21 protein-coding genes and 1 pseudogene are annotated in these 26,299 nt (G+C 73.2%); 13 read left to right on the forward strand and 9 right to left on the reverse strand.

Annotation, left to right across the window (positions count from 1 at the left end):
• From IEY71_RS12610 to IEY71_RS12630, 5 genes are all read right to left on the reverse strand, one after another.
• On the reverse strand, positions 1-1,638 hold a 1,638-nt coding region (locus IEY71_RS12610; protein ID WP_189085673.1), incomplete at its 3' end, for an amidohydrolase.
• 101 nt (positions 1,639-1,739) lie between these two features.
• A complete protein-coding gene (locus tag IEY71_RS12615; RefSeq protein ID WP_189085674.1) occupies positions 1,740-2,582 on the reverse strand; it encodes an ABC transporter permease in 843 nt (280 codons plus the stop codon).
• Positions 2,579-3,505 carry an ABC transporter permease gene (locus IEY71_RS12620; protein ID WP_189085675.1) on the reverse strand — a complete coding sequence of 309 codons (927 nt, stop codon included), beginning with the start codon at positions 3,503-3,505 and terminating at the stop codon, positions 2,579-2,581. Before IEY71_RS12620 ends, IEY71_RS12615 begins: the two co-directional genes overlap by 4 nt.
• The gene (locus IEY71_RS12625; protein ID WP_189085676.1) at positions 3,498-4,682 is read right to left on the reverse strand and encodes a polyamine ABC transporter substrate-binding protein; all 1,185 of its coding nucleotides are present in this window, start codon (positions 4,680-4,682) and stop codon (positions 3,498-3,500) included. The genes IEY71_RS12620 and IEY71_RS12625 overlap by 8 nt, the downstream gene beginning before the upstream one ends.
• Before the next feature lie 55 nt (positions 4,683-4,737).
• Positions 4,738-5,895: an ABC transporter ATP-binding protein gene (locus IEY71_RS12630; RefSeq protein ID WP_189085677.1), complete on the reverse strand. Its 1,158-nt coding sequence runs from the start codon at positions 5,893-5,895 to the stop codon at positions 4,738-4,740.
• 360 nt (positions 5,896-6,255) lie between these two features.
• Here IEY71_RS12630 and aceA point away from each other — a divergent pair, with 360 nt between their 5' ends.
• From aceA to IEY71_RS12645, 3 genes are all read left to right on the forward strand, one after another.
• Positions 6,256-7,587, forward strand: a complete 1,332-nt coding sequence (aceA, locus tag IEY71_RS12635) for an isocitrate lyase (protein ID WP_189085678.1) — start codon at positions 6,256-6,258, stop codon at positions 7,585-7,587.
• Between the two features lie 71 nt (positions 7,588-7,658).
• Positions 7,659-9,323, forward strand: a complete 1,665-nt coding sequence (aceB, locus tag IEY71_RS12640) for a malate synthase A (RefSeq protein ID WP_189085679.1) — start codon at positions 7,659-7,661, stop codon at positions 9,321-9,323.
• Positions 9,324-9,407: 84 nt separating this feature from the next.
• Positions 9,408-9,962 carry a GNAT family N-acetyltransferase gene (locus tag IEY71_RS12645; protein ID WP_229781722.1) on the forward strand — a complete coding sequence of 185 codons (555 nt, stop codon included), beginning with the start codon at positions 9,408-9,410 and terminating at the stop codon, positions 9,960-9,962.
• Here IEY71_RS12645 and IEY71_RS12650 read toward each other — a convergent pair.
• Complete coding sequence (locus tag IEY71_RS12650; protein ID WP_189085680.1) at positions 9,959-11,317, reverse strand: MFS transporter; 1,359 nt, start codon at positions 11,315-11,317, stop codon at positions 9,959-9,961. The genes IEY71_RS12645 and IEY71_RS12650 overlap by 4 nt on opposite strands.
• Before the next feature lie 56 nt (positions 11,318-11,373).
• On the opposite strand from IEY71_RS12650, the gene IEY71_RS12655 reads away from it, so the two are divergent.
• Together IEY71_RS12655 and IEY71_RS12660 are read left to right on the forward strand one after the other, a co-directional pair.
• Positions 11,374-12,333 carry an ArsR/SmtB family transcription factor gene (locus tag IEY71_RS12655; protein ID WP_189085681.1) on the forward strand — a complete coding sequence of 320 codons (960 nt, stop codon included), beginning with the start codon at positions 11,374-11,376 and terminating at the stop codon, positions 12,331-12,333.
• A gap of 45 nt (positions 12,334-12,378) precedes the next feature.
• Complete coding sequence (locus IEY71_RS12660) at positions 12,379-13,086, forward strand: Pr6Pr family membrane protein (protein ID WP_189085682.1); 708 nt, start codon at positions 12,379-12,381, stop codon at positions 13,084-13,086.
• On the opposite strand, the gene IEY71_RS12665 is transcribed toward IEY71_RS12660, so the two are convergent.
• Together IEY71_RS12665 and IEY71_RS12670 are read right to left on the reverse strand one after the other, a co-directional pair.
• Positions 13,025-13,813, reverse strand: a complete 789-nt coding sequence (locus tag IEY71_RS12665) for an alpha/beta fold hydrolase (protein ID WP_189085683.1) — start codon at positions 13,811-13,813, stop codon at positions 13,025-13,027. The genes IEY71_RS12660 and IEY71_RS12665 overlap by 62 nt on opposite strands.
• Positions 13,810-14,472: a YqaJ viral recombinase family protein gene (locus IEY71_RS12670; protein WP_229781754.1), complete on the reverse strand. Its 663-nt coding sequence runs from the start codon at positions 14,470-14,472 to the stop codon at positions 13,810-13,812. Before IEY71_RS12670 ends, IEY71_RS12665 begins: the two co-directional genes overlap by 4 nt.
• A 250-nt stretch (positions 14,473-14,722) precedes the next feature.
• On the opposite strand from IEY71_RS12670, the gene IEY71_RS12675 reads away from it, so the two are divergent.
• From IEY71_RS12675 to IEY71_RS12690, 4 genes are all read left to right on the forward strand, one after another.
• Positions 14,723-16,063, forward strand: coding sequence for an MFS transporter (locus tag IEY71_RS12675; protein ID WP_189085685.1), 1,341 nt, complete (start codon positions 14,723-14,725; stop codon positions 16,061-16,063).
• A 68-nt stretch (positions 16,064-16,131) separates the two neighbouring features.
• Positions 16,132-18,351 (forward strand): arylsulfatase, encoded by a 2,220-nt coding sequence (locus tag IEY71_RS12680; RefSeq protein WP_189085686.1) that lies wholly within the window; start codon positions 16,132-16,134, stop codon positions 18,349-18,351.
• A complete protein-coding gene (locus IEY71_RS12685) occupies positions 18,348-19,337 on the forward strand; it encodes a nucleoside hydrolase (protein WP_189085687.1) in 990 nt (329 codons plus the stop codon). Before IEY71_RS12680 ends, IEY71_RS12685 begins: the two co-directional genes overlap by 4 nt.
• A gap of 10 nt (positions 19,338-19,347) precedes the next feature.
• Positions 19,348-20,364: a LacI family DNA-binding transcriptional regulator gene (locus IEY71_RS12690; protein WP_189085688.1), complete on the forward strand. Its 1,017-nt coding sequence runs from the start codon at positions 19,348-19,350 to the stop codon at positions 20,362-20,364.
• Between the two features lie 9 nt (positions 20,365-20,373).
• Here the strand turns inward: IEY71_RS12690 and IEY71_RS12695 are convergent, their stop codons facing one another.
• Positions 20,374-21,561 carry an ROK family transcriptional regulator gene (locus IEY71_RS12695; RefSeq protein WP_189085971.1) on the reverse strand — a complete coding sequence of 396 codons (1,188 nt, stop codon included), beginning with the start codon at positions 21,559-21,561 and terminating at the stop codon, positions 20,374-20,376.
• 115 nt (positions 21,562-21,676) lie between these two features.
• On the opposite strand from IEY71_RS12695, the gene IEY71_RS12700 reads away from it, so the two are divergent.
• The 4 genes and pseudogenes from IEY71_RS12700 to IEY71_RS12715 all read left to right on the forward strand — a co-directional run.
• Entirely contained in the window at positions 21,677-22,783 is a 1,107-nt protein-coding gene (locus tag IEY71_RS12700; protein WP_189085689.1) for a Gfo/Idh/MocA family protein, read from the forward strand.
• Positions 22,780-24,288, forward strand: coding sequence for a sugar ABC transporter ATP-binding protein (locus IEY71_RS12705; RefSeq protein WP_189085690.1), 1,509 nt, complete (start codon positions 22,780-22,782; stop codon positions 24,286-24,288). The genes IEY71_RS12700 and IEY71_RS12705 overlap by 4 nt, the downstream gene beginning before the upstream one ends.
• Positions 24,285-25,370: an ABC transporter permease gene (locus tag IEY71_RS12710; protein WP_189085691.1), complete on the forward strand. Its 1,086-nt coding sequence runs from the start codon at positions 24,285-24,287 to the stop codon at positions 25,368-25,370. Before IEY71_RS12705 ends, IEY71_RS12710 begins: the two co-directional genes overlap by 4 nt.
• A pseudogene (locus IEY71_RS12715) lies at positions 25,367-26,272 on the forward strand (ABC transporter permease); the annotation flags it as partial. The gene IEY71_RS12710 and the pseudogene IEY71_RS12715, both read left to right, overlap by 4 nt.
• Positions 26,273-26,299 lie beyond the last annotated feature (27 nt).

Raw genomic sequence — 26,299 nt, forward strand, 5'->3', positions numbered from 1 at the left:
GTGCACCCGCTCGCCCTCGACGAAGGTCTGCAGCACGCTCGTCGCCCCGATCTCTTCGGCCGGCCCGGCGAAGGGATCCCGGTCGAGCAGGGCGAAGTCGGCCAGCTTGCCGACCGCGATCGTGCCGGTCTCGTCCAGGTGGTTCACGTACGCCGAGCCCGCCGTGTACGCGGTGAGCGAGGTCGCGAGGTCGATCGCCTGCTCGGGCAGGAACGGCGGGTAGTCGCCCTCCTCCTCGCCGGGCGCCGAGACGCGGTTCACTGCGACATGGATGGCCGCGAGCGGGTTCGGCGTCGACACCGACCAGTCGCTGCCCGCCGCGAGCACCGCCCCCGAGCGCAGCAGATCCCCGAAGGGGTACTGCCAGGCGTCGCGCGGGGAGCCGAGGAACGGCAGCGTCAGCTCCACCATCTGCGGCTCGAGCGCCGCCCACAGCGACTGCATGTTCGCCGCCACGCCGAGCTCGCGGAAGCGCGGCACGTCGTCCGGGTGCACCACCTGCAGGTGGGCGATGTGGTGCCGGTGGTCGTTCCGGCCGTTGCGGGCGATCGCGTGCTCGACGGCGTCGAGGCACTCGCGCACCGCCCGGTCGCCGATCGCGTGGAAGTGCAGCTGGAAGCCGAGCTCGTCGAGCAGAGGCGCCGCCTGGTTCAGGAGCTCCGGCGGCACGAAGGAGATGCCCGAGTTGTCGGTCGGGTGCCCGTGGCCGTCGCAGTACGGCTCGAGCATCGAGGCCGTGAAGTTCTCGGCGACGCCGTCCTGCATGATCTTCACGCTCGTCGCGGCGAAGCGGCCGCCGCGGTACTCCTCGCGCTTCGCCAGGAGCCCGTCGATCTGCTCGAGCCCCTTCGCGCGGTCCCACCAGAGCGCGCCGACGACGCGCCCGGTGAGCCGGCCGGATGCCGCGGCGGAGAGGTACGCGCGGCCGGGATCGTCGCCGACGCCGTAGTCGCCGACGATCGCGTCCTGCCAGGCGGTCACGCCGAAGGAGTGCAGGTACCGCTGCCCCTCGAGCACCGCCGCTTCGAGCTCCTCGGGCGTCGTGGCGGGCAGGTGCCGGCGCACGAGGTCCATGGCGCCCTCGTGCAGCGTGCCGCTCGGTGCGCCGTCGGCGTCGCGCTCGATGCGGCCGTCGGCGGGATCGGGCGTGTGCCGGTCGATTCCGGCCAGTCGCAGCGCGGCGCTGTTCACCCAGGCGCCGTGCCCGTCGCGGTTCGGCAGGAACGCCGGCCGGTCGGGCAGCACCCGGTCGAGCGCCGCAGCCGTGGGCGTGCCGCCGGGGAACGCGGACATGCCCCACCCGCCGCCGAGGATCCACGGGGCATCCGGGTGCGCCGCCGCGTACGCCGCGATGGTGTCGAGGTAGGCGCCCTCCGTCTCGCCGTCGCGGAGGTCGCAGCGCAGCATGTCGAGCCCGCCCCAGACGGGGTGCACGTGCGCGTCCTGGAAGCCGGGCACGAGCAGTCGGCCGCGCAGATCGACGTGCTCGGTGCCCGGGCCGATGAGCTCCCGCACGTCGTCGTCGGCCCCCACGGCGACGATGCGGCCGCCCGAGACGGCGACGGCCGAGGCGCGCGAGCGCACCGCGTCGGCGGTGAAGACGGGGCCGCCGGTGAAGACGAGGTCGGCGTGAGGCATCCGTGAGTCCTTTCAGTGGGGCGCGACGGGCGCGCGCGAGGCGAGCAGCGCGAGCGGTGCGGAGGCGTGCGAGCAGCAGGGGAGCGGACGAGCGCGGCGGCTCAGCCGCCGCCCATGGTGCGCGCGATGTCGGCGGCGGAGTCGCCCGCGCGCCGCAGCACGTACGCGACGAGGCCGAGGGCGATGAGGGTCAGCACGAGCATGATCGTCGACACCGCGGCGATCTCCGGTCGTAGGCCGCTGCGCAGCGCGCTCAGCACGTACACGGGCCACGGCGTCGTGCCCGACACCTGCACGAACGCGGCGATGACCGTGTTGTCGAGGCTCAGCGTGAACGACAGCAGGAAGCCGGCGAGCACGGCGGGCATCGCGAGCGGCAGCGTCACCCGGCGGAACGTGGCGGGCGGCTTCGCGTAGAGGTCGGCGGACGCCTCCTCGAGCTGGCCCTCCTGGCCGACGAGCCGGGCCCGCACGAGGTACGACACCACCGCGACCGAGAACAGCGAGTGGCCGATCACGAGCCGCACGATGCCGTCGTTGAACAGGCCGATGCCGAGGTCCTGGCCGAGGACCACGAGCCACGGCAGCAGCGCCACCGCGTCGACGATCTCGGGCGTCACCGAGACGAGCAGCAGCAGGCCGAGGAACCACCACACCCACTTGCCGGGGTGGCGCGCCATCGCGATGCCGGCGAGGGTGCCGAGCAGCGTCGCGACGACGGCGGCGATGAACCCCGTCTGCACCGAGATCCAGACCGCGTCGCGGATCGCGGGCTTCTCGAAGAGCGCGAGGAACGAATCGAAGCCGAAGGACTGCCACGACACGAGCAGGCGCCCCACGTTGAACGACGACACGATGATCACGAGGATCGGCGCGAAGAGGAACACGAAGACGAGCACGCCCCAGACGCTCAGGACGACATCCGACCACGACCGCTGCTTCATGCGGCCACCTCCTCGACGGGCTTCGACACGGCGGATGGCTCGGGCTCGCCGAGCACGAGCCGGTTCCGGGTGCGGAACGGCAGCGTGACGAGCCAGACGAGGCCCGCCCCGACCGCGACGGTCGCCATGATCACGATGATGAGCAGCACCGCCATCGCCGAGCCCAGCGCCCAGTTCTGGGCGGTCTGGAACTGGCTCGCGACGAGCTGGCCGACCATGTTCCCCTTCGCGCCGCCGAGCACGGTCGCCGTGATGTAGTCGCCCATCAGCGGGATGAACACGAGCAGCACGCCGGCGACGACGCCCGGGCGGGCGAGCGGCAGCGTGACCCGGAAGAAGGTCGTCCACTTGCCGGCGCCGAGGTCCTTCGAGGCTTCGCGCAGCGGGCCGCTGACCCGGTCGAAGGCGACGAAGAGCGGCAGGATCATGAGCGGCAGGTAGTTGTAGACCACGCCGAGCAGCACGGCCCCGCGGGTGTACAGCAGCTCGAGGGGGCCGTCGATGAGGCCGACCGCCTGCAGCGTGCTGGACAACCAGCCCTCGGGGGCGAGGATCACCTGCCAGCCGATGGTGCGCACGAGGAAGTTCGTCCAGAACGGCACCATCACGAGCGCGACGAGCAGGCCCCGGCGCGACGGCGGCGCCTTGACGGCCATCCAGTACGCCACCGGCAGGCCGACGAGCAGGCAGATCACCGTGCCCGCGATGCCGACCCAGAGCGTGTTCTGGAACGTCGCGAAGAAGGTCGGCGACATCGCCTCGGCGTAGCGGTCGAAGCTCAGCACGTCGTTGGCGTGGGTGCCGAAGATGCCCGGTTTGTAGCCGAAGCTGAACCAGATCACCATCCCCACCGGGGCGACGAAGAAGACCAGCAGCCACACCCACGCCGGGAAGGCGAGGGCGACGCCGGCGCTCTTACGCACCGGCCGCCGCCTTCATCGTGTTCCAGATCTCCACGACGCGCTCCTGCGCCTCGTTCACCTCGCCCTCGTGCATCGTCTCGATCTGCTCCGGCGTGAAGAACACGAGGTCGAGCATGGGCAGCTCCGCGTCGGCCGCCGCCTGCTCGATGCCGGTCGCGCCCGTGTGGTAGCCGATGTAGTCGAGCTCGGCGAGCGAGTTCTCGGGGGTGAGCACGTAGTTGATGAAGGCGTGCGCGGCCTCGGGGTTCGGCGCGCCGGTCGGGATGGCCCAGTTGTCCATCCACAGCTCCGTCGCGGGGGACCCGAGCACCCACTGCCAGCGGTTGGGGTCCGGGCTCTCCAGGATGCCGAGGCGGGCGTCGCCGTTCCAGGACTGCATGAGCACCTGGGTACCCTGCGGGATCGCCGAGCCGCCGGGGTAGGAGTCGAAGGCCGCGACGTGCGGGGCGAGGGTGTTCACGAGGAAGTCCTCGGCCGCGTCGAGATCGGCCGGGTCGGTCGTGGTCCAGTCGATGCCGTTCGCCCAGAAGTAGATGCCGGTGAGCTCGGCGGGGTCGTCGAGCACGCTCGTCTTGCCGCTCGCCTCGTTCTGCGCGGCGTCGATGAAGTCGTTCCAGTCCTTCAGCTCGCGCGTGATGACCGTCTTGTCGTAGACGAAGCCGGTGGTGCCCCACGCCTTGCAGATGGAGTACTCGTTGTCGGGGTCCCAGGCCCGGCCGAGGAACGCCGGGTCCATGTGCTCGATGTTCGGGATGAGCTCCATGTTGAACTTCTGCAGCAGCCCGTTCTCGATCATCTGCGGGATGAACGTGCCGGTCGGCACGACGATGTCGAAGCCGCTCGTGCCCTTCGCCGCGACGAGCTTCGAGATGAGCTCCTCGTTCGAGTTGAACGAGCTGAGCGTGATCTTCGGGCCCAGCTCCTTCGTGAACGCCTCGAGCACGTCGGGCGCGTCGTAGTCGCCCCAGGTGTAGATCGAGAGCTTCGACTCGAGCGGGCCGCCGGTCGCGACCGGGGCGTTCTGGGCGCCGCCGCCCGGGCTGCACGCGGCGAGCACGCCGGTCGCGCCGGCGGCGACCGCGGCGCTCAGGAAGCCGCGGCGGCTGAGCTCGCGGCGGATGACCTTCGCGGCGTCGGTGCTCGCGAGGATCCGCACGGTGGGGGTCGATTCGGTCATGGGGTCCTCCTGGGTGGTTCTGCGGGACAGCGGGGCGGAGCGGATGCCGAGACGGTCACGCGGTCGGCGGGGCCACGTAGCCCCCGGCCTGCGCGGCCTCGTCGGCCGGGAAGAGCAGCACGCTCTCGGCCGACCAGGAGCAGCGCACGGTCTGACCGAGTTCGAGCGTCGGCGCCTCGGGGGTGGGGCGCCGGGAGATGAGGCTCTGCTCCTCGCCGAGCCGCACGAGGTACTGCATGGTCTCGCCGAGGTGGGAGACGCCGAGCAGGGTGCCGCGCACCGAGTTCGGTGCGGCGGGCGCCGCGGCGTCGTCGGCCTCGATGCGCACGAACTCGGGACGCACCGCGGCCTGGCCGTTGGCCAGGCCGGCGAGCGCCGCGCCCGTGCCCTGCACGACGGCGTGCGGCGACTCGACGGCCGCGCCGCCCTCCACGACGGGGCCGCGGAAGAAGTTCTGCTGCCCGACGAACGCGGCGACGTACGCCGACACCGGACGGGCGTAGATCGTGTCGGCATCGGCGAGCTGCTCGATGCGGCCGTCGCGCATGATGGCGATGCGGTCGCTCATGGAGAGCGCCTCGCCCTGGTCGTGGGTGACGAAGACGAAGGTGATGCCGAGCCGTGACTGCAAGAGCTTCAGTTCGAGCTGCATCTCCTCGCGGAGCTGCCGGTCGAGGGCGCCGAGCGGCTCGTCGAGGAGCAGCACCGCGGGGCGGTTCACGAGCGCGCGGGCGAGCGCGATGCGCTGCTGCTGGCCGCCCGAGAGCTGCGTCGGCTTGCGATCGGCGAAGCGGCGCATCTGCACGAGCTCGAGCGCCTCGGCCACGCGCTCGCGGAGCTCGGACTTCGGGGTGCGCCGCTGCTGCAGGCCGTAGGCGACGTTCTCGGCGACGGACATGTGCGGGAACAGGGCGTAGGCCTGGAACACCGTGTTGACGTCGCGCCGGTACGGCGGCAGCCCCAGCACCGAACGCCCGGAGACCCGGATGTCGCCCTCGTCCGGCTGCTCGAAGCCGGCGATCATGCGCAGCGTCGTCGTCTTGCCGCAGCCCGAGGGGCCGAGCAGGGAGAGGAACTCGCCGGGCTCGATCGTGAGCGAGACGCCGTCGACGGCGGTCTGATCGCCGTAGCGCTTCGTGACCCGGTCGATCTCGACGGAGCCCGCCCGAACACTGGATTGGGAGGCCGTTCTCGCCTCGGTCGCCGTCGTCACCTCGTGGTACCTCCCGGGTCTGCAGCGCGCCACTTCGCACGCCGCCGTTCACTCGCGTGCCGCCATTCAACCGCCGGGGCCGGGTGGGGGCAATGGTCGCGTGCAGAACCGGACGATCCATCGCCCCCCGCGAGCGAAGGGCGACAGTTCGTCCGACCTCTCGTCACCGCGCCGAAACCCGAGCGCGGTTCGGAGGGGCTATAGCGCCGTGCGACCCCGCTGCGAGGGGTGCTTTTCCGCGGCGCAGAACTTCCCGGAAAGTTCACCCCCCGGATCGTGGCCCGCGCCCCGCACGGCGGACGCAGCATGGATGGCACCACAGCGAACCGCACCCGCGGCGAACTCGAACGGAGCACGACGATGAGCACCCCCTTCCGCCCCGGCGACCAGACCCAGACCGCTGCCGAGCTGCAGCTCGAGTGGGACGCGAACCCCCGTTGGGAGGGCGTCCGGCGCGACTACACCGCCGAGGACGTCATCGCCCTGCGCGGTCCGGTGCGCGAGGAGCGCACCCTCGCCAAGCGCGGCGCCGAGCGGCTCTGGGAGGACCTCCAGCGCAACACCGGCACCGCGTTCGCGCCCATGGCCGAGCCCGAGTGGTCGGCCGCGCTCGGCGCCCTCACCGGCAACCAGGCCGTGCAGCAGGTGCGCGCCGGGCTGAAGGCCATCTACCTCTCCGGCTGGCAGGTCGCCGCCGACGCGAACCTCTCCGGCCAGACCTACCCCGACCAGTCGCTGTACCCGGCGAACTCGGTCCCCGCGGTGGTGCGCCGGATCAACAACGCGCTCCTCCGCGCCGGCCAGATCGAGGCGGGGGAGGGCTCGGCCGAGCAGCAGAATGACTGGATGGCCCCGATCGTCGCCGACGCCGAGGCCGGCTTCGGCGGGCCCCTGAACGCCTACGAGCTCATGCACCAGATGATCGAGGCGGGCGCCGCCGGCGTCCACTGGGAGGACCAGCTCGCGAGCGAGAAGAAGTGCGGCCACATGGGCGGCAAGGTGCTGATCCCGACGAGCCAGCACATCCGCACCATCAACGCCGCCCGGCTCGCGGCCGACGTCGCCGGGGTGCCGTCCATCATCATCGCCCGCACCGACGCGCTCGCCGCGACCCTGCTCACGAGCGACCACGACGAGCGCGACCGCCCCTTCGTCACCGGCGAGCGCACCGCCGAGGGCTTCTACGAGGTGCAGAACGGCATCGAGCCCGTCATCGCCCGCGGCCTCGCCTACGCCGAGTACGCCGACCTGCTCTGGGTGGAGTCGGCCGAGCCCGACCTCGAGCTCGCCCGCCGCTTCGCCGAGGCCGTGCACGCGAAGTTCCCCGGCAAGCGCCTGAGCTACAACTGCTCGCCCTCGTTCAACTGGAAGCGCCACCTCGACGACGAGCAGATCGCGAAGTTCCAGCGCGAGCTCGCGGCCATGGGCTACGCGTTCCAGTTCATCACCCTCGCCGGCTTCCACTCCCTGAACCACGGCATGTTCACGCTCGCCAAGGACTACAACGAGCGGCACATGTCGGCCTACGTCGAGCTCCAGGAGGCGGAATTCGCCTCGGAGGCCGCCGGCTACACCGCCACGCGCCACCAGCGCGAGGTCGGCACCGGCTACTTCGACCGCATCGCCACCGCGCTGAACCCGCAGAGCGCCACGCTCGCCCTCGTCGGATCGACCGAGGAAGACCAGTTCTGACGCCTTGAGCGCGCCGAGGCATCCCCTCGGCGCGCCGGGCCTCACCTCCACGGAACCAAGGAGACGACCTCATGACCATCGCACCCGCCCTCGACCGCACCGAGCCCCGCCAGAGCGCCGGCGGCTTCGCCACCGTCTCGCCGTGGATCGAGGTGACCGCCCCGCTCGGCGAGCGCTACGAGGAGATCCTCACCCCGGCCGCGCTCGACTTCCTCGCGGCGCTGCACGACCGCTTCGCGCACACCAGGCACGACTTGCTCGCCGCCCGGCTGCAGACCCGCGTCGACGCCGCGAACGGCCGCGACCCCCGCTTCCTCCACGAGACCGCCGAGATCCGCGCCGACCGCAGCTGGCGGGTCGCGGGCGCCGGCCCCGGGCTCGAGGACCGCCGCGTCGAGATCACCGGCCCGACCGACCGCAAGATGACGATCAACGCGCTGAACTCCGGCGCGAAGGTCTGGCTCGCCGACCACGAGGACGCCACGAGCCCGACCTGGCGCAACATCGTCGAGGGCCAGTTGAACCTCGCCGACGCCCTGCGCGGCCGCCTCGGCTTCACGAGCCCGGAGGGCAAGGAGTACCGCGTCGAGCGCGAGCTCGCCGAGACGCCGACGATCGTGTTCCGCCCGCGCGGCTGGCACCTCACCGAGAAGCACCTGCGCTTCCACGACCGCACCGGCCGTGCGATGCACGCCTCGGGCTCGCTCGTCGACTTCGGCCTGTACGTGTTCCACAACGCGCGCCGGCTCATCGAGCTCGGCCGCGGGCCGTACTTCTACCTTCCGAAGCTCGAGTCGCACCTCGAGGCCCGGCTCTGGAACGACGTCTTCGTCTTCGCGCAGAACGCGCTCGGCATCCCGCAGGGCACGATCCGGGCGACGGTGCTGATCGAGACGATCCAGGCCGCGTTCCAGATGGAGGAGATCCTCTACGAGCTGCGCGAGCACTGCGCCGGCCTGAACGCCGGCCGCTGGGACTACATCTTCTCGATCGTGAAGACGTTCCGCAGCCGCGGCCGCCGCTGGGTGCTGCCCGACCGGGCGCAGATCACCATGACCGTGCCGTTCATGCGCGCGTACACCGAGCTGCTCGTGCAGACGGCGCACGGCCGCGGGGCGCACGCCATCGGCGGCATGAGCGCATTCATCCCCGATCGCCGCGACCCGGAGATCACGGAGCGCGCGCTCGCCGCGGTCGCCGCCGACAAGCGCCGCGAGGCGGGCGACGGCTTCGACGGCACCTGGGTCGCGCACCCGGATCTCATCCCGACGGCGCGCGCCGAGTTCGACCGGGTGCTCGGCGAGCGGCCGAACCAGCTCGAGCGGCTCCGCGAGGACGTCGAGGTCACGGCGGCGCAGCTGCTCGACATCCCGTCCGTCGGCGGCGCGGTCACCGAGGCGGGCGTGATCGACAACATCCAGATCGCCATCCGCTACGTGGAGTCCTGGCTCCGCGGCGTCGGCGCGGCCGCCATCGAGCACCTGATGGAGGATGCCGCGACGGCCGAGATCTCGCGCTCGCAGATCTGGCAGTGGCTGCACGACAACACGGTGACGGCCGAGGGCACCCGCATCGACCAGACCTACATCGTGCAGGCGATGGGCGAGGCCGTGCGCGGCCTGCCGCGCTTCGAGGGCGACCGCTTCGACGACGCCATCCAGGTGTTCCGCACGGTGGCGCTCGAGCCGGAGTTCCCGACGTTCCTCACCCTCGGCGCGTACGCCCGCTTCCTCTGAACGAGGTCGGACGACGGATGCCCCGGCGGGCCACGAGCCCGCCGGGGCATCCTGCGCGTCCGGCGGCGCTGGCAGAATCGAGGGGTGACCGTGCTGACGATCCGCGCCGCCGCGCCCGCCGACCTCGACGAGCTGGCCGAGCTGGCCGCCGAGACCTTCCCGCTCGCCTGCCCGCCCGGGGCGACCGAGCGGGACATCGCGGCGTACCTCGCGGCCGAACTCACACGGGAGCGCTTCGCAGCGCACCTGGCCGATCCGGCCAGGGCCGTGCTCCTCGCCGCGGACGAGGACGCCCGGCTGATCGGCTGGTCGATGCTCGTGGGCGGCGAGCCCGGTGACGCGGATGCCGCGGCCGCCGTCGCCGCCCGGCCCACGATCGAGCTCAGCAAGTTCTACACCCGCGCCGGCGTGCACGGACGCGGGGTCGCGGCCGAGCTCATGACCGCGAGCCTCGAGGTCGCCGCGGCCGGCGGGGCCGCGAGCGTCTGGCTCGGCGTGAACGCCGAGAACGCGCGCGCGATCCGCTTCTACGAGAAGCAGGGCTTCGCGCGGGTGGGCACGAAGCGCTTCCGCCTCGGTGGCCGCCTCGAGCACGACCTCGTGCTCGAGCGCGCCTTCGACACGCCCGCCGGCGCCTAGGCGGCGGCCGGCTCGGGCAGCTCGGCCGCGGCGTCGGCTCGGCTCGCGGCGCGCCGGGCGATCCAGCGGATGCCGAGGCCCGAGGCGAGGAACACCCCGGCCAGCACGGCCCAGCCGGCGAGCCCGTGCGAGATCGCCGTCGCGTTCACGACGAAGGGCGCCGCGAGCGCGCCGACCGAGTAGCCCATGCCGAACACGCCCTGGAAGGCGCCAGCGCGCACCGGGTCGGCGAGCTCGAAGCTGAGCCCCCAGCCGCCGGCCTGCGAGAGCACCTCGGCGAAGGCGTGCGCGACGGCCGCGATGACGAGCACGGCGATCGCGAAGCCGACCGGCAGCCCCGCGGCCGCGGCGTAGACGAGGCACGCCGCGGCCATCAGCCACGCCGCGATCCCCGAGACGCGCCCGGCGACCCGGAGGTCGTGCGTGCCGCGCGAGGCGGGCACCTGGAAGACGATCACGATCACGGTGTTCAGGATGAGCAGCACCGAGATGAGCACCTCGGGCACGGCCGTCTCGCGGGTGATCCAGAGCGGCACGCCGAGCTCGGCGACGCCGAACTGCATGCCGAAGATCGCGCTGAGGGCGGTGAGCAGGAGGTACCTGGGGTTCCGCCAGGGGGAGTGGCTGCGCCAGTCGCGGCGCGCGGTGCGCGCGGCCGCGGCGGTGGCCGAGGCATCCACCGAGCCGGTCGCGGTGACGACCTCGGCGATCGGTGCGCGCGCCGGGGCGTCGACCCGGGCGGGCAGCTTCACGAGCTGCACGAGGCCGAGCAGGTAGAGCAGGCCCGCGCCGACGATGAGCGCCCGGTACGCCTCGGCGGTGCCGATCGCGAGGGCGAGCGCGCCGAGGCCGGAGCCGACCGCGATCGACGCGTTCGTCACGGTGCGCAGCACCGCTCGCGCGCCGACCCGCGCCTCGCCCTCGAAGGCGCGGGCGATGATCGCCGAGCGGGTGGAGTTCGCGCCCTGCTCGAAGAGCCCGCAGACGATCGCGATGACGAGGGCCGTGAGGAAGTCCCCGGCGAAGACGTAGGCGATGAGGGCGACGCCCTCGATGCCGGTCGCCCAGAGCAGCAGCCGCCGCGCGCTCACCCGGTCGGCGAGCCAGCCGCCCGCGAAGGAGGCGACGACGCCCGCCGCGCTCGCCGAGGCGAGCACGATCGCGACCTCGCCGGGGGTGAGCCCGACGATGAGGGTGAAGTAGAGCACCGTGACCGTGAGGAAGATGCCGCGCCCGACGCGCGAGATGAGGGTCGAGCCGACGAGGATGCGCAGCACGGGGTCGCTCACCGCGGCGGCGAGCCGTTCGCGGAACGGGGGACGGGCGGGGGCGTCGGCGGGCGGGGTGCTGGTCACGGATTCAGTTCTGCCAGAGCCGGATGCCTCGCAAAAACGATGTAGCGTTGTGCTTCATGCTCAGCTACGTCCTCAGCGAGTCCGACGTCGCCGCCGTGCGCTTCGGCATCTCGCCGATGTGCGAGCTCGGCCTCTCGCTGCGGGCGGTCATGATGCCCGCCGGGTTCCCGTTGCAGCTCCCGTGGCTCCGGCGCACCGAGGACGCTCGCGCCGAACTCGACCTCGAGGTGCTCCATGCGCTCATCGACGAACGGCTCTGGACCCCGGACTTCCTGAACCCGCGACCGGCCTCCCCGCTCACCCGCATCGACGAGGAGTTCGCCGCGCTCGAAGCCCTGCCGGTCGAGGTGTTCCTCGCCGACCTCGTCGCCGTGCACGGCCGGGTGCCCGATGCGCTCGGCGGACCGCCGCGGGCCGCGTTCCGGCGAGTCGTCCGCGCGCTCCGCGAGCTCTGGACCGCGACGTTCGAGCCTTACTGGCCGCGCATGCGCACCGTGCTCGAGGCGGACGTCGTCTACCGTGGCCGGCAGATCGCGCAGAACGGACTGTCGACGATGCTGAACGGCATCTCCTCCACGGTCGACTACGCCGACGGCGTCGTCGCGGTGCGGCTGCGCGACCCGGCCGACCGCGTGCAGCCGATCGACGGGCACGGCCTCACCCTCGTGCCGACGATGTTCACCCGGCGCGCGTCCGCGCCCGTCGGCGACGGCCCGCCGATGCTGATGTACCCGGCACGCGGGCAGGGCGCGCTCTGGGAGACCGAGCCGGTCGCGAACCCCGCGGCGCTCGCCGGCATCCTCGGCGAGACCCGCGCGAAGCTCCTCGCGGCGCTCGGTGACCCCGCCTCCTCGACCGAGCTCGGCGTGCGCTTCGGCGTGACGACGAGCGCCGTGAATCAGCACCTGTGCGCCCTCCGCGACGCCGGCCTCCTCGTCGGCACCCGCTCCGGCCGGAGCGTGCTCTACCTGCGCAGCGAGCTCGGCTCGGCGCTGCTCGCGGGCCGCGGCGCGTAGCGCCGAGCCCGCCGCGAGGCCCCCGTGCGCCGCTATGCTCTGGCCATGCGCATCGCCTTCGCGGTCCTGCGGCTCGTCGCCGCCGCGGCCATCGTGGCCGCCGTGGTCGGCCAGTTCGTGAAGAGCCTGTCCCTCGTGCCCGAGCCGGGCGTCTTCCTGGTGAACTTCTTCAGCTTCTTCACCATCCAGTCGAACCTCATCGGCGCGGTCGTGCTCGTCGTCGGGGCCGTGCTCGCGTTCCGCGGGCGCGACGACTCCCCGGGGTTCGCGCTCGTCCGCGCCTGCGCGACGACGTACCTGACGACGACGCTCGTCGTGTTCAACCTGCTGCTGCGCGACCTCGCGCTCGATCAGGCGGCGACGGTGCCGTGGTCGAACGAGATCCTGCACGTCTGGGCGCCGCTCTACGTGCTCGTCGACTGGGTGCTGGCGCCGGGGCGCCGTCCGATCGGCTGGAACCGGCTCTGGCTCGTCGCCGTCTACCCGCTCGTCTGGGCGGCGTACACGATGGTGCGCGGGCCGATCGCGGACTGGTACCCGTACCCGTTCCTCAACCCCGATGTGGCCCCCGGGGTCGGCTACGGCGGCGTGCTCGTCTACGTCCTCGCGATCGCCGCGTTCATCCTGCTGATGGGGGCCGGCGTCCTCGCGCTCAGCCGCACGAGCTGGCCGTACCCGGCCGACCCGGCGCTCAGCGGCGCGGCGGGTTCGCCTCGAGCCAGCGCGCCACGCCCTCGCGAATCCGCGCGCTGAGCGCGGGGATGCCGTCCTCCCTGGGCGGCGCGACGACGAGCTCGGCCCGAAGGCCCGCGGCCCAGCGCTCGCCGAGCTCGAGCGGGTGCACGGGGTCGCGCTCGGCGGCGACGACGAGGGAGCGGATGCCCGCTTCGGGCACGCCCGCGAGCTCCGCGTCGCCCGAGAAGGCGCGGTCGCGCGGCACCTCGACGAGCCGAACGGCCCGCTCGGCCGCCCGCGGCGAGCCGAACTGGCTGAGCAGCGCCCGCGCCCCCGCCAGCGAGCGGTGCTGCACCGAACGGTAGTGCCAGCTCTCGCGGAAGTCCTCGACCGCGGCCGGGCCCCGGTCGTGCAGCAGCTGCCCGATCACGGGGAATGGCCGGAGGTGCTCCGGGTAGGGGGTGTCGTCGAAGGAGGGCCGCACGAAGACCGCCCGGTCGACGGGCAGCAGGCCGCGCAGCGCGATGCGCAGGGCGAGGGCCGCGCCCATCGAGATGCCGAGCAGCGTCACCGGACGCTCGGCGAGGCCCGGGTCGAGGGCGAGCGCGTCGGCGACGGCCTCCTCGGCGAGCCGGTCGAGGGCGAAGTCGCCGGGCTCGCCGATGCGGGTCGAGTAGCCGTGCGCGCGGGCGTCGGTCGCGAGCAGGCGCAGCTCGGGGCCTTCGACGCCGAGCAGCGGCGGGGCGAGCAGCTCCAGCGGCTGGCGGCGGTCGGCGCCGAGTCCGTGCAGGAGCAGCGCGGTCACGCCAGGGCGCCCGGCCGGTAGAAGGAGCGGTCCCGCTCGCGGGGCTGCTGCACGGGCGGGCGCGGCCCGATCGCCTCGAGCAGCTCGCCGGCGAGGGTGACGAGGCGCTGGATCTCGTCGTCGTCGCGGTCGACCCAGCGGCAGCGGGGCTCGGGCTCGACGGGCACGAAGTCGTCGTGCTGCTCCCAGACGACGAGGGTGCGCTCGGCGCCGAGCACGTACTGCTGCCACCAGACCTGGCGCAGGTACGAGCGGGGGATGGAGCGCCACGGCTTCGACGTGGTCTTGATCTCGCAGAGCGTGAGCCGGCCGGCCGCGTCGGCCACGAGGCCGTCGGGGGTGGCGAGGTGGCGGCGCTCGGTCTCGGCATGGAACAGCAGGCTGGACGGCAGGATGCCGTGGGTCTGCCTGACCCAGGCCGCGATCACGGGCTCGCGCTCGCGGCCGTGGTCGGTGAAGCGGCTGCCGCCGAAGCTGCGCCGGGCCCCGTGCAGCTTCTCGTGGGCGGCGGCGCGGACCGATTCGCGGGTGGCGAGCTTCGCGGCATCCGTCGCGGTGATGCCCTGGCTGCGCGCCCGCAGCCAGGCGACGCGGTCGCCGGAGTCGGCGACGATGCGCCGCTCGTGCGGGTGCGGCTCGTGCCGGAGCGCTTCGGACACCCGTGGGGCGACCTCGTCGAGGTCGAAGAGGGCGAAGGGCTCGGTCACCCTCCGAGGGTACCTCCGCCGGGCGACGGCGGCCGGATGCCGGCGCGGGATGCCGCGGGGGAGTGCCGCTGCCGTGGCATCCGCGTCGCGCTCCCTCGGCTGGGGATTGACGGCCGCGAGCTCGGGACGTACGCTGTGGAATCGATTCCGGAATCGATTCCATCCCCCAATCCCCGAGTCCGCACGTTCAATGAGGAGTGACATGGACACGACCGCCCCCTCGCCCACGAAGGCCCCAGCGGCCTCCTGGCGCGCCGTCACCGCCAGCACCATCGGATCGGTGCTCGAGTACTACGACTTCTTCGTCTTCGGCACGCTCTCCGCCCTCGTCTTCGGGCAGGTCTTCTTCCCCACGGGCGACGCCGGCGTCGCCACCCTGCTCTCCCTCGCCACCTTCACCGTCGGCTTCATCGCCCGGCCGCTCGGCGGCATCATTCTCGGCCACTTCGGCGACCGCATCGGCCGCAAGCGCGTGCTGCTGTTCACCTTCATGCTCACCGGCACCGTCACCGTGCTCATCGGCGTGCTGCCGACGTACGCCCAGATCGGCGTCGCCGCGCCCATCCTGCTCGTGGTGCTGCGCGTGCTGCAGGGCATCGGCATCGGCGGCGAGTGGGGCGGCGCGGCCCTCCTCGCGGTCGAGCACGCCCCGACCGCGCGCCGCGGCTTCTTCGGCAGCCTCGTGCAGGCCGGCGCCCCGATCGGCGTCATCCTCTCGAGCGGCGTCGTCGCCCTGCTCACCGCCACCATCGGCCTCGAGGCGCTCGTCGCCTGGGGCTGGCGCATCCCCTTCCTCGCGAGCGCGCTGCTGCTCGTCGTCGGTGTCTTCCTCCGCCTGAAGGTCGACGAAAGCCCCGAGTTCGTCGCCGTGCAGGAGAAGAAGGCGGAGGCGAAGCTGCCGGTCTGGGAGGCCATCCGGCGCTACCCGAAGGAGATCGCCGCGGCGGTCTTCATCCACACGAGCGACACCACCCTCGGCCTCATCCAGGGCGTCTTCGTGCTCGGCTACGCCTCCGGCGCCCTCGGCATGGACCCCACCGTCGTGCTGCTCGCGAACGTCTTCTCCTCGCTCACGAACCTCGTCACCACGCCGATCGCCGGGCACCTCGGCGACCGCTACGGCCAGCGCCGGCTGCTCATGGTCGGGCTCGGGCTGCTGGTGCTCTGGGCGTTCCCGATGTTCTGGCTCATCGGCACCGAGACCGTCGTCGGCCTCTTCGCGGCGACGGGCGTCAGCGGCATCCTCGTCGGCCTGCTGTTCAGCCAGCAGGCGACGCTCTTCGCCGACCTCTTCGAGCCGCGCGTGCGCTACTCGGGCATGTCGCTCGGCTTCCAGCTCGGCACCGTGCTCGGCGGCGGCTTCGGCCCGCTCATCGCGCAGGCGCTCACGAACGCCGCGGGCGGGCAGACCTGGTCGGTCTCGAGCTATCTCGTGCTCGTCGCGGTCGTCGCCCTCGTGTTCACCGCGATCGTGAAGCCGCGCTTCGGCTCGCACGCCGTGCTGCCACTGCCGGAGCCGGCGGCCCGCAGCCACGCCGGCTGAGCCCCGGCACCACTCTCCCGCGACCAGGCATCGGCCGGGGCATCCGCCCGGCCCGGAAAGGCACCACCATGTCGACCACGCATCCCGACTTCCCCGGCCGGATCGGCACCACCGTCGCCGAGTCCACCCCGTGGTGGCCCGAGCGGCGCGAGGGGCCGAAGCGCCCGAACGTCGTCGTCGTCATCCTCGACGACACGGGCTGGGGCGACCTCGGCTGCTACGGCTCCGAGGTGCGGACGCCGACGATCGACGCCCTGGCCGATGCCGGCCTCCGCTACACCGGGTTCCACGTCACCCCGCTCTGCTCGCCGACCCGCGCCGCCCTGCTGAGCGGGCGCAACCACCACGGCATCGGCATGCGCTTCCTCGCCGACACCGACACGGGCTTCCCGAACTCGCGCGGCTCCATCCGCCGCGACGTGACGCTGCTGCCCGAGGTGCTCCGCGGCGAGGGCTACGGCACCTACCTCGTCGGCAAGTGGCACCTCGCGCCGCTGCACGAGATCACGCCCGCTGGCCCCTACGGCAACTGGCCGCTCGCCCGCGGCTTCGACCGCTACTACGGCTTCCTCGACGGCTGCACCGACCAGTACGAGCCCGAGCTCTTCGAGGACAACCACCCAGCTCCCGTGCCCGAGCGCGAGGGCTACCACCTCAGCGAGGACCTCGCCGACCGCGCCATCGGCTACGTGCGCGACCACCTCGCGTTCCGACCCGGCGACCCGTTCTACCTGCACCTCGCCTTCGGGGCGACGCACGCGCCCTTCCAGGCCCCGCGGGAGTTCATCGAGCGGTACCTCGACACCTTCACCGTCGGCTGGGACGAGACGCGGCGCGCCCGCCTCGCCCGGCAGATCGAGGCCGGCCTCGTGCCCGAGGGCACGCCGCTCGCCGAGCGCAACGACGGCGTGCGCCCCTGGGCCGAGCTCGACGAGGACGAGCGCCGGGTCTACGCCGCGCTGCAGGCGGCCTTCGCCGGCTTCCTCGAGCACGCCGACGCGCAGCTCGGCCGCGTCGTGGACGCGCTCCGCGAGTTCGGTGAGCTCGACGACACGATCGTGCTCGTCACGAGCGACAACGGCGCGAGCCGCGAGGGCGGGCCCGGCGGCGACGTCGACACGAACGCGCCGTACAGCGGCATCCGCCGCCCGGCCGCCGAGCTCGTCGGGGAGCTCGACCGCGTCGGCAGTCTGACCGGCGGCTCGCACTACCCGGAGGGCTGGGCGATGGCGGGCAACACGCCCTTCCGCCGCTACAAGCAGTTCGTCGACCTCGGCGGGGTGCGTTCGCCGCTCGTCGTCTCCTGGCCGAACGGGCCGGGCACGCCCGGCGGGGTGCGCCGGCAGTTCGTGCACGCGATCGATGTCGCGCCGACGCTCTACGAGCTGCTCGGCATCCCGGCGCCCGGCGAGCTCGACGGCCGCAGCGTCGCCGCGACCCTCGCCGACGCCGACAGCCCGGCCGGACGCAGCACCCAGTACTGGGAGACGCTCGGCCACCGGGCGATCTGGCACGAGGGATGGCGCGCCGTCACCGCGCACGTCCCGGGCACCGACTACGCCGAGGACGAGTGGCGGCTCTACGACACGGCCGCCGACTTCGCCGAGGCCACCGACGTCGCGTCGCGCGAGCCGGAACGGCTCGCCGAGCTGCAGGAGCTGTGGTGGCGGGAGGCGCGGCGGCACGACGTCTTCCCGCTCGACGACCGGCCGCTGCACGAGGTCATCGAGGCGCGCGGGCCGATCGGCCTCTACGCCGAGCGCCGGATCGTGCTGCGCCCCGGCCAGAGCCACGTGCCGTTCCCGAGCGCCGTGACCGGCTCGAACCGCTCGATCGACGTGCGGGCGCGGTTCCGCGCCGACGCCTCGACGGCGAGCGGCGTGCTGCTGTCGAGCGGCAACGCGCAGGGCGGCTACGTGCTTGCGCTGCAGGACGGCGTGCTCGCCTTCGCCCACGCCGCGCTCGGCGAGACCGTCGAGCTTCGCGCGTCGCGGCCCCTTGCGCCGGGGGAGCGGGAGGCCGGGTTCCGGCTGCGTTCGCTGCCCGACCTCAGCGGCGAGCTCGTGCTGGAAGCCGCCGGCGAGGAGCTCGGCTCCATCCGCATCCCGCGCACCGGGGCGCACCTGTCGTTCTGGGGCCTCGACGTCGGGTGCGCGCCGGTCAGCGCGTTCAGCCCGCTGCAGGCCGTGCCGATCGACCCCGCGCTGCTCGAACTCGTCGCGATCGACGTGCACCCCGCAGCCGACGACGCCGCCGAGTACGCCGAGCTGATCCTGGCGAGCGAATGAGCGCGCGGCCGATCCCCGTCGTGCTCGACGTCGACACGGGCGTCGACGACGCCCTCGCCCTGCTGCTCGCGGTGCGCCATCCCGCCCTCGAGCTCCTCGCGATCAGCTGCGCGGGCGGCAACGTGCCGCTCGCGCAGGTCGTGGAGAACACCCGGCGGGTGCTCGACCTCGCCGGTGCGCCGCCGGTGCCGATCGCCGCGGGCATGCACCGGCCGCTCGTCGAGACGCCGCAGGACGCGAGCTACGTGCACGGCGTCTCGGGCCTCGGCGCCCTCGAACTGCCGCCGAGCGAGCGCGAGGTCGAGCCGGTGCACGCGGTCGAGCTGCTGCGGCGCACCCTGCTCGACGCGCCCGAGCCGGTCACCGTGATCGCGCTCGCACCGCTCACGAACCTCGCGGTGCTGCTGCGGATGCACCCCGAGGTGCTGCCCCGCATCGCGCGGATCGTCATGATGGGCGGCGCGGTGGGCGCGGGCAACGCGACCGCCGCGGCGGAGTTCAACGTCTGGCACGACCCCGAGGCCGCCGAGATCGTGCTCACGAGCGGCGTGCCCGTCGTGATGTACGGCCTCGAGCCCTTCTACCGCGCGACGGTGCCCGCCGAGCGGATCGCGGAGCTCGGCCGTTCGGCCGATCCGGTCGCCCGCGCCGCGGGCGCGCTGCTCGCGCACCTCGCCGGAGTCACCGAGGACGAGGGCCGGGTCGACGGGGCCGGGGCCGCGGCGATCGGCGACGCCGGCACGGTCGCGGCGGTGATCGATCCGACGCTGCTGCGGCTCCGGCGCGCGCCCGTGCGCGTCGCGCTCGCCGAGGGGCCGACGCGCGGCTGCACCGTCGTCGACCTCCGCACCGGGCTCGGCGCGGGCGGCGAGACGACGAAGGAGGCCGAGAGCCACGTCGAGGTCGTACTCGATCTCGATGGCGCGCGCTGCGCGGAGCTGTTCCTCGCCGCCGTCGACGCCGGGGCGGCGGTCCCGGCTCGATAGGATCGCGGATGTGACGGCACCGGAACGCGGCCAGGCGACCATCCTGGATGTCGCCCGGCTCGCCGGCGTCTCCCGCACCACGGTCTCCCGTGTGCTGAACGAGCCGGAGCGGGTCACGGCGGACACGCTCGCGAAGGTGCGCGCCGCCGCGGACCGGCTGAACTTCGTGCCGAGCGCCGCCGCCCGGAGCCTCCGCAACGGGCGCACCGGCACCATCGCGCTCCTCGTGGGCGACGTGTCGCAGCCCTTCCACGGCGGCCTCGCGAAGACGATCTCGCACGAGGCCGACGACCTCGGCTACAGCGTCATGCTCTACGACCTCGCGCACAGCGAGACCCGCCTGCGACGGGTGCTCGAGAAGCTGCCCAAGCAGGGGGTGGACGCAGTCGTGCTCGCGACCGCCGACGCGCTCGTCGAGCCCGAGACGCTGCAGGCGCTCGACGTGCTGCACGAGCACGGCATCCCCGTGCTCACCACCGTCGACCGCGACGACGCGCGGCACGCGCTGAGCCTCGGCTTCGACTACCGCGAGCCCGCCAGGGCGGCGACGAGCGCGATGGCCGGGTCCGGGCACGGCCCGGTCGCCCTCCTCGTCGGCACCGGCATCGGCCCGCTGGGCCGGCAGCTCGTGGCCGGCTACCTCGACGCGCTGTCGCCCGGCGCGCCCGAGCTCGTCGTCGAGACGCCCTACGACTTCGACGGCGCGCAGGCGGCCGCCGCGGCGCTCCTGGACCGCGCGAGCGTGGGCGGCATCCTGGCCGCGACGGTGCCGATGGCGATCGGCGCGATCCGCGCGGCCGAGGCGCGCGGGCTCCGGGTGCCGGACGACCTCGTCGTGCTGAGCGGCGAGGAGGTGCCGCTCGCCGCCCAGGTGCGGCCGGCGATCACGACCCTGTCCGCGGCCGCGGAGCGCAACGGGCACGCGATCATGCGGCTGCTCGCCGACGCCCTCGCCGGGCGGGACGCCCCGCGCCCGCCGCTCGAGGCCGAGCTCGTCGTGCGCGAGTCCTTCGTGCCGGCGCGGTAGCCGCGCGGCTCAGCGGGCGGCGAGCTGGTCGACGCCCTCCGGCGAGAGCACGTGCTGGATGGCGAGCATGCTCGCGCCGAGCACGGCCGCGTTCTCGGCGGCGGCGGACTGCACGATCTGCAGGTGCTCGGTGGCGAGCGGCATCGAGCGGGTGTAGACCGCTTCGCGCACGCCCGCGATGAGGTGCTCGCCGGCGCGGGCCATCGAGCCGCCGATCGCGATGACGGAGGGGTTGATGAGGCTCACCGAGGCGGTGAGCACCTCGCCGATGTCGCGGCCCGCCTGCCGCACCGCCTGGATGGCGTCGAGGTCGCCGCGCTGCACGAGCGCGACCACGTCGCGGCCCCCCGCCGCGTCGAGCCCGCGCTCGCGGAGGGCGCGGGCGATGGCGGGGCCGGAGGCGAGCGCCTCGAGGCAGTCCTGGTTGCCGCAGCTGCAGGGCACGCCGGCGCCGCGCGAGACCCGGACGTGGCCGATGTCGCCGGCGATGCCCTGCGCGCCGCGCTGCAGCAGCCCGCCCGAGATGATGCCCGCCCCGATGCCCGTCGCGACCTTCACGAACATGAGGTGGTCGGTGTTCGGCCAGGCGGCCTGGCGCTCGCCGAGGGCCATGATGTTCACGTCGTTGTCGACGAGCACGGGCACCTCGAGGTGCTGCTGCACCCAGCCGGGCACGTCGAAGCGGTTCCAGCCGGGCATGATCGGCGGGTTGACCGGGCGGCCGGTGGAGTGCTCGACGGGGCCGGGGATGCCGATGCCGATCGCGACGAGCTCGGTGCGGTCGCGGCCGAGCTCGCGGAGCATGGCGACGCCCGTCTCGACGAGCCAGCCGAGCACGGCCTCGGGCCCCTCGGCGATGTCGATCGGTTCGCTGCGCTCGAGGAGCACGGCCCCGGTGAGGTCGGTGATGGCGAGCGTCGCGTGCGAGGCGCCGAGGTCGGCGGCGAGCACCACGCGGGCACTGGGGTTCAGGGCGAACTGCGAGGGCGGGCGGCCGCCCGTGGAGGCGGCGTCGGCGACGGGGGCGACGAGGCCGAGGCGCATGAGCTCGTCGACGCGCGCGGCGACGGTCGAACGGGCGAGCCCCGTGGCCTGGGCGAGGGCGGCGCGGGTGCGCGGCGCACCGTCGCGCAGCAGCTGGAAGAGCTCGCTCGCCCCGGAGGTGCCGGGCGCTGAGACCCGACTCGTGTCGACCATGTATCGAGTAAAGCACACCGCCTTGTCGCTCTGGCTCATCACAAATTCGGAACGAACAAATCAACTTTTGATTTTCGACTAGCAAAAGTCGGAGAACCGTGTCACGATGTGCAGCATGACAACGGACGTCAGCGCTCCAGCCCGTGCGGTCCACGCCGGCATCATCGGCGGCGGCTTCATGGCGGCAGTGCACTCGCGGGCGGCGCGCGCCGCGAGCGGCGCGCTCGCCGGCTCCGCCTCCTCATCCGCGGGACGCGCGGCCGAGGCCGCCGAACGGCTCGGCATCGCCGCCGCCTACGACTCGGCCGAGGAGCTGCTCGCCGACCCGGCGATCGACGTGATCCACGTCTGCACCCCGAACACGACCCACGCGGACTACGCCAGGGCCGCCCTCCTCGCGGGCAAGCACGTCATCTGCGAGAAGCCGCTCGCCACGAACGCCGCGGACGCCGCCGAGCTCGCCGGGCTCGCCGCCGAGCGCGGGCTCGTCGCCGCGGTCCCCTTCATCTACCGCTTCCACCCCATGGCCCGCGAGGCCAGGGCGCGGATCGCGGCGGGCGACGCCGGCCCCCTCGTGAGCGTCCACGGCGCCTACCTGCAGGACTGGCTCGCCGACCCGCAGGCCGACGACTGGCGGGTCGACCCCGCGCTCGGCGGACCGTCGCGCGCGTTCGCCGACATCGGCTCGCACCTCGTCGACCTGCTCGAGTTCGTCGCCGGCGAGCGCATCCTGCGCCTGAACGCCCGCACCCGCACCGTGTACCCGAACCGCGCCGGCCGCGACGCGATCGCCACCGAGGACCTCGTCGCCGTCGTCGTCGAGCTCGCCGGCGGGGCGATCGGCACCCTGCTCATCTCGCAGGTTGCCCCGGGCCGCAAGAACGCGCTCGTCGTCGAGCTCTCCGGCGCCCGCGAGACGGTGCGCTTCGAACAGGAGCGCCCCGAGCGGCTCTGGCTCGGCCGGGTCGACGGCTCGCGGCTCGTCGACCGCGACCCCGCCAGGCTCTCGCGCGAGGCGGCGCGCTTGTCGCTCGTGCCGGCGGGGCATCCGATGGGCTATCAGGACGCGTTCAACGCCTTCGTGGCCGACGCCTACGCGGCGATCGGCGGCGCCCGGCCCGAGGGGCTGCCCGACTTCGCCGACGGGCTGCGCTCCGCGCGGGTCACCGAGGCCGTGCTCGCCTCGGCACGGAGCGGCGACTGGGCGGAGGTGGCGGCATGAGCGAGCCGATCCTGGTGGCCGAGGGCCTCGAGAAGTCCTTCTTCGGCGTGCAGGTGCTCCGCGGCGTCGGGCTCACCCTGCACCCGGGCGAGGTGCACGGCCTCATCGGCGAGAACGGCGCCGGCAAGTCGACGTTCATGAAGATCCTCGCCGGCGTCTACCAGCGCGACGGCGGCACCGTGCGCATCGCCGGTGCGGAGGTCGACTTCCAGCACCCGGTGCAGGCGGCCGAGGCCGGACTCGCCACCGTGTTCCAGGAGTTCAACCTGCTGCCCGAGCGCACCGTCGCCGAGAACGTCTTCGTCGGTCGCGAACCGCGCCGCTCCGGTCTCGTCGACCGGCGGCGGATGGTCCGGCAGACCGAGCAGCTGCTCGCCGAGCTCGGCATCGATTTCATCGACGCGGATGCCCCGGTGCGACGACTGAGCGTCGCGGAACAGCAGATCGTCGAGATCGTGAAGGCGCTCTCCGTCGACGCCCGCGTGATCCAGATGGACGAGCCGACCGCCGCGCTCGCCGACCACGAGGTCGAGCTGCTCTACGCGATCATCGCCCGGCTGAAGGCCAGGGGCGTCGCCATCCTCTACGTCTCGCACCGGCTGAAGGAGATCTTCGACCTCTGCGACACCATCACGGTGCTGAAGGACGGCGCGCTCGTCTCCACCGGCCCGGCCGCCGAGCTCGACACCGACGAGCTCGTGCGCCGCATGGTCGGCCGCCCCATCGAGAGCTACTTCCCCGAGGCGGAGCCGGGCACCGAGCTCGGCGAGCCCCGGCTCGTGCTGCGCGGCGCCGGCAACGGCTACGTCGACGGCATCGAGCTCGAGCTGCGCGCCGGCGAGATCGTCGGCGTCGCCGGGCTGCAGGGCTCCGGCCGCACCGAGCTCGCCGAGGCCGTCTTCGGCATCGCCCCGTTCACCCGCGGCACCATGGAGCTCGACGGCCGGGCCATCCGCGTCACCGGCGCGCGCCAGGCCGTCCGCGAGGGCCTCGCCCTCGTCACCGAGGACCGCAAGGCCCAGGGCCTCGCCCTGAACCAGTCCGTGCTCGACAACGCGCTGCTCGTCATCCGCTCCGTGTTCTCGCGGCGCACCGCCGCGGTGCGGCGGGAGCTGCCCGGCGTGCTCTCCAGCCTCGAAGTCGCCTCCCGCGGCGTCGAGCAGGAGGTGCAGTACCTCTCCGGCGGCAACCAGCAGAAGGTCGTGCTCGCCAAGTGGCTCGCCACGAACCCCCGCGTCGTGCTCATGGACGAGCCGACCCGGGGCATCGACGTCGGCGCGAAGGTCGCCGTCTACCGGCTCATGCGCCGGCTCACCCGAGAAGGAGTCGCCATCCTCATGATCTCCTCCGAACTGCCAGAGGTGATCGGCATGTCCGACCGCATCATCGTGATGCACGACGGCCGCGCCTCCGCCGAGCTGCCCGCGCGCAGCGACGAGGCGACCATCCTCGCCGCCGCCACCGGCACCCTCGCCGCGATCGAGCCCGGGGGAGGGGCGGCATGAGCACCGCGACCCCCGCCGCCCGCCGCCGGCGCGGCCGCCTCGACTCCTCGCTCGTCGTCGGCATCGCGCTCGTCGTGGTGATCGCGATCGGCGCCGTGCTCGTCGCCACCGTCGGCCGCAACTTCTTCAGTCCCGGCAACATCCGCGACATCCTCACCGGCATGAGCGTGCTCGGCTTCGTCGCGATCGGGCAGACGCTCGTCGTGCTCTGCGCCTCGCTCGACCTCTCCGTGCTCTACGTGATCAGCCTGTCGAGCCTGATCGCCGCCGACCTGATGGCCGGCAACCCGGCGAACATCCCGCTCGCGCTCGCCGCCTCGCTCGGCGTCGCCGGGCTCATCGGCCTCGCGAACGGGCTCATCGTCACGAAGCTGAAGGTGAACGGCTTCATCGCCACCCTCGGCACCGGGCTCATCATCAAGGGCTTCCTCGACTCGAACTACAAGGGCACGAGCGGGGACGTGCCGATGGAGTTCCGGCTCATCGGCGCCACCGGGCTCGGGCCCGTGCCGGTCTCGACCATCCTGATGCTCGCGGTCGCCGTGCTCGTGTGGCTGTTCCTCAGCCGCACCCGCACCGGCCACCACATCTACGCCGTCGGCGGCAACGAGCAGGTCGCCCGGCTCTCCGGCATCCGCACCGCCCGACCGGTGATCGTCGCCCACGTGCTGTGCTCGATGAGCGCGGCCCTCGCCGGCCTGCTGCTCGCCAGCCGCTCCGGCGTGGGCAACCCGACGTTCGGCGCGCAGGGCGGCTACGACCTGCTCTCGATCGCCGCGGTCGTGCTCGGCGGCACCCTGCTGCTCGGCGGCCGCGGCTCCGTCTGGGGCACCATCGGCGGCGTCGCGATCTTCGCCGTCGTCGACAACGTGATGAGCGTCATGCAGGTGAACCCGTTCCTGAAGGACGTCGTGCGCGGCATCGTCATCGTCGCCGCCGTCGCGGTCTACGCCAGCCGCTCGGTCGAGCGCCGCCGGCCGCGCTTCGACGGGGGCGGTGCGCCGCCGCCGGCCTCGAGCGAGGCACTCGCCGCACCTGTCGAGCCGGCCGAGCCCGCCGCCGCGGAAGGAGGGGTCCGATGACCGCCGCCACCGAGCTCCGCCCGAGCGCCGGGCAGCGCCTCGCGGGCCTCGCCCGCACCCTGATCAGCCCCCGCGGCGCCGTCTTCCTGCTGCTCGTGCTGCTCCTCGTCGCGATCGCGGCGCTGAACCCCTCCTTCGCCGAGCCGAGCCAGTTCATCCGCTTCGTCCAGCGGGTCGCGCCCGTCGCGATCGTCGCGATCGGCCAGTACTTCGTCATCGTCGGCGGCGAGTTCGACCTCTCGATGGGCTCGGTCGTCACCGCCCAGGTCGTGATCGCCGGCAACCTCATCGGCCAGGACGAGTCGAAGGCGCTGCCCGTGCTCGCCCTCATGCTCGGCTTCGGCGCGGTCATCGGCCTCGTGAACGGGCTCATCGTCTCGTTCCTGAAGGTGCCGAGCTTCATCGTCACCCTCGGCATGATGCTCGCCCTGCTCGGCGCGGTCCTCTACTGGACGGGCGGCGCCGCGACCGGCAACCCCGCCGACGGCTTCCGCGAGATCGGCCGCGGCGGCATCCGCGGCATCCCCGTGATCGACATCCTGCCGTGGTCCGTCGTCATCCTCGTCGTGGTGCTCGTGCTCGCCGTCTGGTTCGCCCGGCGCCCCTTCGGCCGCACCATCATCGCGCTCGGCGACAACCCCACGACCGCTCGCTTCTCCGGCACCCGCAGCTGGTGGGTGAAGACCTCGACGTTCATGATCTCCTCGCTCTCGGCGACGGTCGCGGGCGTGCTCCTCGTCGGCTACGCCGGCGTGCACCCCTCCGTCGGCCGCGGCTACGAGTTCACGGCGATCACCGCGGTGGTGCTCGGCGGCGTCGTGCTCGGCGGCGGGCGCGGCTGGGTCGTCGCCGCGGCGGCCGGCGCCTTCGCCCTCGAAGCGCTCTTCACCCTGTTGAACTTCGCCGGCGTGCCCTCGACGTACCGCGAC

The sequence above is a fragment of the Agromyces mediolanus genome, from assembly GCF_014648575.1.
Taxonomy (GTDB): domain Bacteria; phylum Actinomycetota; class Actinomycetes; order Actinomycetales; family Microbacteriaceae; genus Agromyces; species Agromyces mediolanus.